Below are 8,693 nucleotides of genomic sequence, written 5' to 3'. Positions count from 1 at the left end.
CCCTCTTTTTATCCCAGCCCAGAGTCTCACATGTGTTTGTCCGGGTTCAGGGGTGGGGGTTCCTTGGTATTGGCCCTTGGTGCTCCTTCTCCTGGCCTTGGTGGGGCTTGGGGTTTTGGGGGTGATCTGGCTTCTTATGGCCCTGGCCGTAGGCCTGGGGGCGGCTTGGGTGGCCTGGGAGCGCCTCCGCCGAAGACTCTTCGGCCCCAGGTGGCGGCGTCTGCCCCCGCCGTAGGCTTGCGGCAAGCCAGGGCAAGGGTTAAACTAGAAGGCGGTTTTGCGCACGGCCAAGACCGTGCGAAAGGAGGCGAAACGTGAAGGAAGGCATCCACCCCAAGCTGGTTCCCGCCCGCATCATCTGCGGTTGCGGCAACGTGATCCACACCTACTCCACCCGGCCCGAGATCCACGTGGAGGTTTGCAGCCACTGCCACCCCTTCTTCACGGGGCAGCAACGCTTTGTGGACACGGAAGGCCGCGTGGAGCGTTTCCAGCGCCGTTACGGGGATTCCTACCGCAAGGGGCGCTGAGGCTACGCTGGCGTTGGGGAAAGACGAGGCCCTTCGGGGCCTCGTTTCCTCTTCCTAGAAGGAGGGTTTCCTTGCTGGGTCCTCCCTGGCGCACCTCCAGGGGAAGCTGGCCCCAGGGGTCCTAATGGCCCCTGGGAGCAGGCGGTCTTCGCCCTCGGGCAGCTGCCTGCCTCCTGGGGCCGGGGCCAAGGTGGCCTTTTGCCGGTGCTGGTGGACACCTTGACCTGAGGTTCAGGGGCCTGGCCTGGGGTTACCCTATCCCCGGTTAAAATCCGGGGGATGCCTCCGGTATTGCATCGCCAAGGTTGGATTGAGGTCATAGCCGGGCCCATGTTCTCCGGCAAGAGCGAGGAGCTCATCCGCCGGGTTAAGCGGGCCCTTATCGCCCGGCAGCGGGTTTTGGTGTTCAAGCCCAGGCTGGATACCCGCTACCACGAAAGCCAAGTGGTGAGCCACGACGGCCAGCGGGTGGAGGCCATCCCCGTGGGCGAGGCCAGGGAAATAGAGGCGTACCTATCCCCCTGGCCCCAGGTGGTGGCCGTGGACGAGGTGCAGTTTCTGGATGCCGGTCTTTTGCCCTTGGCGGAGGGACTGGCCCGGCAGGGGGTGCGGGTGATCCTGGCGGGGCTGGACCTGGACTTCCGTGGGGAACCCTTTGGCCTGATGCCGGAGCTTCTGGCCCGGGCGGAGTTCGTGGAGAAGCTCACCGCCATCTGCGCCCAGTGCGGAGCCCCGGCCACCCGTACGCAGCGCTTGGTGGACGGCAAACCGGCCCGGTACACGGACCCCATCATCCTGGTGGGGGCCAAGGAGCACTACGAGCCCCGGTGCCGGGCCTGCCACCAAGTGGACTACTGAGAGAGGGGCAGGCTGGCCCCCTGGCGCTTTTTGAAGCGGACCTCCAGAACCCCCTGGCGCAGGCTGGCTTGGGCGGTGCCTTCCTCTATGGGGCCGGGGAGGTCCAGGGTACGGCGGAAGGTGCCCATGGGCCTCTCCTCCAGGAGGTAAACCCCAGGCGAGGGGTGGCGGATGCCCGCCAAGGTGATGCGGCTTCCCTCCTCCAGAAGCTCTAGGTCTTCGGGACGCACGCCGGGAAGGTCCACGAGGAGAACGTAGTGGTCCTCTTCCTCCAGGAGGTCCACCCGGGGGACCCAGGTGGCGGCCTCTTCCCCGGTAAGCCGGTAGGCCAGCTCGGCGATGCGCTCCTGCAGTTCCTTTAGCTTGCGCAGGGTTTCCAGGCGGTCTAGGCGTTCCAGCATGCCCTTAGCATAAGGGATGTGCAGGCGATACCGGTTCTGGCGGGGCCTACGGGAAGCGGTAAGACCCTCTTGGCCTTGAGGCTTGGGGAGGAGCTTCCCCTCGAGGTGGTTTCCGCCGACGCCACCATGGTCTATCGGGGTCTGGACATTGGCACGGACAAGCCCACCCTGGAGGAGAGGGGGAAGGTGCCTCACCACCTGGTGGACATCCTGGATCCCTCGGAGGCCCTGAGTGTGGTGCGCTGGGTGGAGCTGGCGGAAACGGCCATCGCCGATATCCTGGCCCGGGGAGGCATCCCTTTGGTGGTGGGGGGGACGGGGTACTACATCCGGGCCCTTTCCCAGGGGCTTCCCACCCTGCCGCCACCCGATCCCCAGGTGCAGGAAGCCCTTTGGCGAGAGCTGGAGGAAAGGGGTCTGGAGGCCTTGGCGGCCGAGCTTTACCGGATGAGCCCGGAGGATGCCCTGCGGGTGGATAAAAACCCCAGGCGGCTGGTGCGGGCCTTGGAGGTGATGAGGCGCACGGGAATCCCCCCCGCCCGCTTTCCCCCTCGCCCGCCCCGGTTTGCCTACAGGAAGCTGGTTCTCTGGCCCGAGCGCGGTTGGCTTTTCCCCAAGCTGGAGGAAAGGGCCAAGCGCCAGTTCGCCCGTGGCTTGGTGGAGGAGGTAAAGGCCCTTTTGCAGCGGTACCCCACCATGCCCACCGCCCTCCAGGCCATTGGCTACAAGGAGGTGGTGGGGTACCTGAGGGGGGAGTACGGCCTGGAGGAAGCCCTGGCCCGGGATATCCAGGCGGTGAAGGCCTACGCCAGGCGGCAGTACACCTGGTTCCGGCGCGAGCCCGGCGACGTCACCTACTTGCCGAGGGGTGGGGAGGAGGCCTACCTAGGTTTTCGCGACTGGCTTAACCTTCACTTCCGGCTATAGTAGGGGCATGTTGGCCCACGAGATCCGCGCTAAGGTGGCGCAAGGGGAGGTATCCCCCCTGGAGGTGGCCCAGGTCTACCTGGAGCGGATCCGCTCCTTGGATCCAGGACTGGGAGCGTTCCTTACCGTAAACGAGGGGGTGCTGGGGGAGGCCCGTGCCCTGGACCCCCGTCTTCCCCTTGCCGGCCTTCCCGTGGCCGTGAAGGATAACATCGTTACCAGGGGGATGCGAACCACTGCGGGAAGCCGGCTTTTGGAGGGTTTTCTACCCCCTTATGAGGCCACGGCGGTGGCCCGGCTAAAGGCCCGTGGCGCACTGGTCATAGGCAAGACCAACCTGGACGAGTTCGGAATGGGTTCCTCCACGGAGTACTCGGCCTTTTTCCCCACCCGGAACCCCTTTGACCCTACCCGGGTGCCCGGTGGGTCCAGTGGGGGAAGTGCGGTGGCGGTGGCGGCGGATCTGGCCCCTTTGGCCCTGGGCTCGGACACGGGGGGAAGCGTGCGTCAGCCCGCGGCCTTCTGTGGGATTTACGGCCTGAAACCCACCTACGGCCGGGTGAGCCGCTATGGCCTCATCGCCTACGCTTCCAGCCTGGACCAGATCGGTCCCATGGCCCGCTCGGTGCAGGACCTGGCCCTCCTCATGGACGCCATCTCCGGCCCCGATCCTTTGGACGCCACCAGCCTGGACCTCAGGCCCAGGTTCCAGGAGGCTCTGGAAGCGCCCCTGCCCTCCCTGCGGCTTGGGGTGGTGCGGGAGGGGCTTTCCGGGAACAGCCCCGGGGTGGAGGGGGCTTTGCAGGAGGCCATGGCGGTTTTCCGGGGTCTGGGGTTTTCCGTAAAGGAGGTTTCCTGGCCTTCCCTGCCCCTGGCCCTCAACGCCTACTACATCCTGGCTCCCGCAGAGGCCAGCTCCAACCTGGCCCGCTACGACGGGACCCTTTACGGTTTCCGGGCGGAAGGGGAGGAGCTTTGGCGGGTGGTGGAGGAAACCCGGGCCCGGTTTGGCCTCGAGGTCAAACGCCGCATCCTGGTGGGCACCTTTGTGCTCTCCAGTGGCTACTACGAGGCCTATTACGGCCGGGCCCAGGCCTTCCGCAGGCGGCTAAAGGCGGAGGCCCAGGCCCTTTTCCAAGAAGTGGACCTCCTCCTTCTTCCCACCACCCCCCACCCTGCCTTTCCCTTGGGGGGAAGGCCCGATCCCCTGGCCATGTACCGGGAGGACCTCTACACCGTGGGGGCTAACCTGGCGGGCCTTCCCGCCTTATCCTTCCCCGCGGGTTTTGAGGATGGCCTTCCCGTGGGCCTCCAGCTCTTCGCCCCCTGGGGTAGGGATGAGCTCCTCCTGCAGGTGGCCCTGGCTTTTGAAAAGGCTACGGACCGGGCTTTCCTTCGTACTCCTTTAGGCGAGGCTTTCTAGTGGATGCCTTTTTCCGCCACCGCCTGGCTACCCGCCTAGCGCGACGGCTTCGGGCCGAGGGCAGGCCCTTGCCCCTTCCCGTCCTGGGGGAGGCCCTGGGCCTCAGGGGTCCGGTGGAGCCGGTGGTGCGGCCCCTTTTGGACGGGCGTTTCCTCTTGGGGGAGGAGGTGGGGCTTTGGGAATGGCATTACCCTTTTCCCCATCCTGGGGAGGCGGTGGTGGTCTTGGACCTGGAGACCACGGGGCTTGCCCCTGGCCTCAACGAGGTGATCGAGCTGGGCCTGGTGCGGCTGGAGCGGGGGGAGCGGAGGAGCTTTCAGAGCCTGGTACGCCCAAGCCGCCCTCCCAGCCCCTTCATTGAGAGGCTTACCGGGATTCGCGCCTGGGAGCTGGAGGAGGCCCCTTCCCTCCAGGAGGTGTTGCAGCAGGCCTACCCCCTTTTGCAAGGGGCCACCTTGGTGATCCAGAACGCCAGCTTTGACCTGGGCTTCTTGCGGCCCGCTTTGGAGGGCATGGGCTACGCCCTGGAGAACCCGGTGGTGGACACCATCCGCCTGGCCAAAAGGGCCATGCCCGGCCTCAAGCGCTACGGCCTGGACGCTCTTTCCCAAGTCTTGGAGCTTCCTCCTAGGGAAGCCCACCGGGCCCTGGGGGATGTGGAGCGCACCCTCGCCGTGGCCTATGAGGTGTATTATATGCTCACTGCAGGGATTCCCCGTCCCTTGATGGACCTCGGGAGGTGATATGACCGCACGGTATGTGCTGACCAGCACCTGTATTCAAACGGGCACCATGGCCTTGACCGTTTCCCTCCGTCAGCATCTCCTCGGCAAGGAGCGGGTGCGCTTCGTGGACGAGGATGGGGAGGTGTACGAGGGGGAGGTGGATTGGAAACAGGGGGTGGTGCGGGGGCTTTTGCCCTACTATCAGAAACGCCGCCTTGCGGTGAACGAAACCATCCTCCTCCACTTCCGCGGCGAGGAGGTGGAACTTAAGGCCACTCCCAGGGGCCTGCCCCGGCTCGGACAGGCGGAGTCCAGGGAAGCGGCCCCACCCGAGAAGCGGGAAGCCAGGCCGGTCAACTCCGGGAAGGACCCCAAGGAGATGGGGGATCCCAAGCCGGAGAAGCGGCGGGTGCGGGTTACTCCCTATCCCAGAGAGGTTCTTTTCCCCAACGAGCCGCAAAGGGCCTGGGAGCCTCCGGGGGTTACCGAGGAGTTGAGGCGGCTGGGCTTCCTCCTAGAAGGAGGCCCGCCCTGGGTGTACAAAGCCCCTTTGGGGCGCCGCCAGGTGCAGTTGGTTCTGCTGCGTCCAGGGGAGGGGGAGCCGGCCCTGCTGAAAACCTTCCGGCAGCAAGGGGCTTACGTGGCCATTTTGGCGCCGGAGTCGCAAAAGGAGGGGGTGCCGGAAGGGGTAGGGTACCTTTCCCCGGAGGCGGTGAGCCGCCTGGTGCGTCTCAAGGCCCGCTTCCCCCTTTCCCCCTTGGACCTGGAGGATCTGTTGCGGGAAGGGTTTGTGGACCTCGAGGCGGTGGAGTCCCTGGAGGACCGGCTGGTGGCGGAGCTTTCCGAGCGCGGAGCCTTCGCCGCGTTCCTCCTTTTGCTCTCCCGGAAGTCCATGGGGGAGGTGTTCTTGCTGGCGGACTTGGAGGCGGAGGCCCTGGAGGAGGGCCTTATCCCCGAGGTGGTGCGCCAGGGGGTGGAGGTACTTTCCCAGCCGCCCTTTCTCCTGCTCAAGCGCCTCTCCCCAGGGGAGTTCCTGCTCAGACAGGGGGTGGAGGAGGCGCTTTCCGACCTCCAGGCCTTCGCCGAGGGATTGAAGGGCCGGCTCAGCCGTGTCCGTGGGGTTTTTTGACGGGGCTGGCCTCGCCCAAGGCCAGATCAAAGCTTTGCCGAGCCCTCTCCTTTAGGGCGGCCACCTTGTCCCAGTCGGGGTAGCGGCCATACATGGCGGCCTTGGAAAGCTTAATGGGGTCACCCGGAAGCTCCTGGTAGTAGGCCCCGGTTTCCTTGGCGAAGGCGGCCACCTTGGGGTCATAGGAAAGGGCCGCAAAGGGGGTGCCCGCGGCTGCCGCCAGGATAAGGCCATGCAGGCGCATGGAGATCACGTACCCCGCCTGAGCGGCCAGGTAAAGGACCCGCCTGGGGTCCGAAGTGGCCTCAATACGGTGGAGATAGAACACCTTGGCCACCTCGTCGTCGTAGCCGGGTTGGAGAAGTAGGACCAAGACCCTTTTCCCCTCGTGGAATAGGTGGTTGGCGGTGATGTAGAGGTTTCTTAGGGCTTCTTCCCCCACCCCGGCCCTAGGAATGACCAGGACCAGGTCCTCCTCCCGCTTTACAGGGGGTGGGGTAAGGAGAAGGGCGGGGTCGGCACCCAGGGTGGGGGATAGGCCCAGGCGCTTCGCGTATTCCCAGGAATCCTGGTCCCGAAGGATCAGGGGTACTCCTCTTAGGGCCCGCGCCACCTGCCTTTCTCCCCAAGGGGAGAGGGGGCCTAGGGACTGGTTGAAGACCACCACCTTCTTGCGGAAAAAACGCGCGGCCCGGAGCACGGACAGGTAGTAAAGAAGGCTTAGCGAGCTGGTGGCGTCCTGCAAAAGCCCGCCCCCGCCCAAAAGCCAGAGGTTCGCCTGGAGGAGGGCTAGGGGATTGAGCCTGTGGGCGGCCCGGATGCCGTGCTCCTTGGCGGTCTGCTTGGGGTCGCCGGAAAGGGCCAAGACCTGGTGCCCCCGGGCCTTAAGCTCCCGGGCGATGGCCTCGAGGATGGCCTCGTCCCCCGCGTTCTTGAACCCGTAGTACCCCGCTACCCCAACCACCATGCCCGAAGCCTCCTTACCAGCATAACCCCGAGAAGCCCTAGGAGGAGGCCCAAGAGGGCACCGTTCACCATCCGGAAAAAGGAAATGGGAAGGGGGGTGTGGAAGTGGCTGAAGGTGTTCAGGATAGAGGCCACCCCCAGGGCGGCGAGGAAGAGGAGGCCGTTTTGCACCCACCTGGGCCAGGGGAGGAGGAGGGCTAGGGGAAAAAGGGCGTGGCCGAAGACCTCCTTGAAGCGGGGGCGCACCATGAGGTCCTGGAGGAGGCTTCTCAGCTTGAGCTCCAGCTCGGGGACCAAGGGGGCGTCATTGCCCCGGCGCAGAAGGGCCAGGCCCAGGAGAAGGAGGGCGAGCCCCGCCAAGGCCACCTCACCCAGGCGCAAGGGGTGGAGGAAAAGGCGGGTTAGGGCGCCTCTAAAATCCCTCTCCAGGAAGGTTAGGGTTACCAGTACCGGAGGTACCAGGAGGGTGAGGGAGACCCCCTTAAAGGCCTGGAGCCCTACGACCGTGGCCGAGGTGGAGCCCAAGGCGGAAAGGAAGATGGCCCCGGCCAGGGCGTAACCCAGGGTGCGGAGCCACATCCAAAGCCCGTTTCTGGGGCCGAGAAACCCCAGCACAGGGAAGACCAAGGCGGCGAGAAGGGCCCCCGCTTGGCTCCCCGCATACCCCAGGGCCAGGAGAAGAAGAAGGAAGGCCACCCAGGGCCCGTAGATCGGTAACCCCAGGGCCAGGAGGCCTAGCCCCGAGGCTACCCCCACCCAGGCAGCATGGCGAAGGGGGCTTGGGGTGAATCCCCGGACCCGGGGCTGGTCCAGGGGGATGTGGCTGGCCTCTAGGCCTTCCCGGATCCGCTTGAGGAAGCGTTCCGTGTCCTGGCGGTAGGGGTAGGGCCTTAAGTAGAGAAGCTGATGGCCCCGTTCCCGTGCGGCCAGAACGTACTTGTCCGCGGCCTCCTCGGGGGTGAGGGTGAGCTGCCACTCGTATCGGAGGCTGAATAGCCTAAGGATGCCTTTCTCCCGGTAGGCGGCAAGCCCGGGTTGGGGCGTGCCCTCAATGAGGGCCACGGGCACGGAAACCAGCTCCTTGGCCGCCTCGAGGCGGTAGGGGTAGCCCAGGGCCTCGAGGCCCGCGAAGACCACGGCATCCGCCTCCTTGGGGACGAGGGGCAAGGAGGGGTCCAGGCGCCGGTAGCGCTGGTTGATGGGGCGCACCACCACAAAGAAGCCTGCCTCCTTGGCAGCCCGGATCTCATCCAAGGGATAAAAGGCGGGGAAGGCCTGGACATCCAAGGGGAATCCCAGCCAAGGGCCAAGCCGTTCGGTGGGTAGGTCATAGGCTGTGGCCAGATGGGTTACGAGCCCAGGCTCCCCCTTGAGGTAGAACCAGCCGGGTTTAGCGGGAAGGCCTGCCTCCAAAAGCTCTCTCCCACCCCGGTAGAGGAGTACCCCTTGGCTTACCCAGTCCTTTACAAAACGCTCCGGGAAGGCCACACCCCCGATTCCCAAGGCCCGGTAAGCCTCCAGCACCTCCAGAAGACTTTTCCCCTGGCTTTTGGCTTCTTCCCGCAGGGCCTCCGCATCCACCACCAGCACCACGGGGCCGGGGTGCTCGGCCTGGAGCCGGGGTTTTAGGGCCAGGAGGGAGGGGATGAGGGCCAGCAGGAGGAGGGCGTTGAGGAGGAGTTTCATAGATCCCCCAGGGATGTTGGGTGGGCCCAGGCCTCGGTTAGGGAGCAA

At 65.6% G+C, this 8,693-nt stretch carries 10 protein-coding genes; 7 read left to right on the top strand and 3 right to left on the bottom strand.

Translation table 11 applies throughout. The features are described 5' to 3' along the window. Window positions 1-52 precede the first annotated feature (52 nt). The 3 genes from L0D16_RS08500 (at window position 53) to L0D16_RS08490 (ending at window position 1,388) form a co-directional block, all read left to right on the top strand. Window positions 53-235, top strand: coding sequence for a hypothetical protein (locus tag L0D16_RS08500; RefSeq protein WP_243031409.1), 183 nt, complete (start codon window positions 53-55; stop codon window positions 233-235). Between the two features lie 79 nt (window positions 236-314). Next, window positions 315-530 carry a 50S ribosomal protein L31 gene (gene rpmE, locus L0D16_RS08495; RefSeq protein WP_243026797.1) on the top strand — a complete coding sequence of 72 codons (216 nt, stop codon included), beginning with the start codon at window positions 315-317 and terminating at the stop codon, window positions 528-530. 279 nt (window positions 531-809) lie between these two features. Further along, window positions 810-1,388 carry a thymidine kinase gene (locus L0D16_RS08490; protein ID WP_243031403.1) on the top strand — a complete coding sequence of 193 codons (579 nt, stop codon included), beginning with the start codon at window positions 810-812 and terminating at the stop codon, window positions 1,386-1,388. Here L0D16_RS08490 and L0D16_RS08485 read toward each other — a convergent pair. Beyond that, complete coding sequence (locus L0D16_RS08485) at window positions 1,382-1,789, bottom strand: Hsp20/alpha crystallin family protein (protein ID WP_243031402.1); 408 nt, start codon at window positions 1,787-1,789, stop codon at window positions 1,382-1,384. The two genes, L0D16_RS08490 and L0D16_RS08485, sit on opposite strands and share 7 nt — an antisense overlap. Window positions 1,790-1,807: 18 nt before the next feature. Between L0D16_RS08485 and miaA the strand changes: the two genes are divergently transcribed. The 4 genes from miaA to L0D16_RS08465 are packed head-to-tail and all read left to right on the top strand — an operon-like array spanning window position 1,808 to window position 5,993. Next, window positions 1,808-2,716 (top strand): tRNA (adenosine(37)-N6)-dimethylallyltransferase MiaA, encoded by a 909-nt coding sequence (gene miaA, locus L0D16_RS08480; protein WP_243031400.1) that lies wholly within the window; start codon window positions 1,808-1,810, stop codon window positions 2,714-2,716. 7 nt (window positions 2,717-2,723) lie between these two features. Next, a complete protein-coding gene (gene gatA, locus L0D16_RS08475) occupies window positions 2,724-4,139 on the top strand; it encodes an Asp-tRNA(Asn)/Glu-tRNA(Gln) amidotransferase subunit GatA (RefSeq protein WP_243031398.1) in 1,416 nt (471 codons plus the stop codon). Beyond that, entirely contained in the window at window positions 4,139-4,882 is a 744-nt protein-coding gene (locus L0D16_RS08470; protein WP_243031397.1) for a 3'-5' exonuclease, read from the top strand. Before gatA ends, L0D16_RS08470 begins: the two co-directional genes overlap by 1 nt. Before the next feature lies 1 nt (window position 4,883). Continuing rightward, window positions 4,884-5,993, top strand: coding sequence for a hypothetical protein (locus L0D16_RS08465; RefSeq protein ID WP_243031396.1), 1,110 nt, complete (start codon window positions 4,884-4,886; stop codon window positions 5,991-5,993). On the opposite strand, the gene csaB is transcribed toward L0D16_RS08465, so the two are convergent. Beyond that, window positions 5,968-6,960, bottom strand: coding sequence for a polysaccharide pyruvyl transferase CsaB (gene csaB / locus L0D16_RS08460; protein WP_243031394.1), 993 nt, complete (start codon window positions 6,958-6,960; stop codon window positions 5,968-5,970). The genes L0D16_RS08465 and csaB overlap by 26 nt on opposite strands. Continuing rightward, window positions 6,945-8,645 carry a DUF5693 family protein gene (locus L0D16_RS08455; RefSeq protein ID WP_243031392.1) on the bottom strand — a complete coding sequence of 567 codons (1,701 nt, stop codon included), beginning with the start codon at window positions 8,643-8,645 and terminating at the stop codon, window positions 6,945-6,947. The genes csaB and L0D16_RS08455 overlap by 16 nt, the downstream gene beginning before the upstream one ends. Between the last annotated feature and the right edge of the window lie 48 nt (window positions 8,646-8,693).

Source organism: Thermus altitudinis, from assembly GCF_022760835.1.
Lineage (GTDB): Bacteria > Deinococcota > Deinococci > Deinococcales > Thermaceae > Thermus > Thermus altitudinis.
The sequence above is the reverse complement of the archived record's forward strand: the minus strand, read 5'-3'. Positions and strand labels throughout refer to the sequence as shown.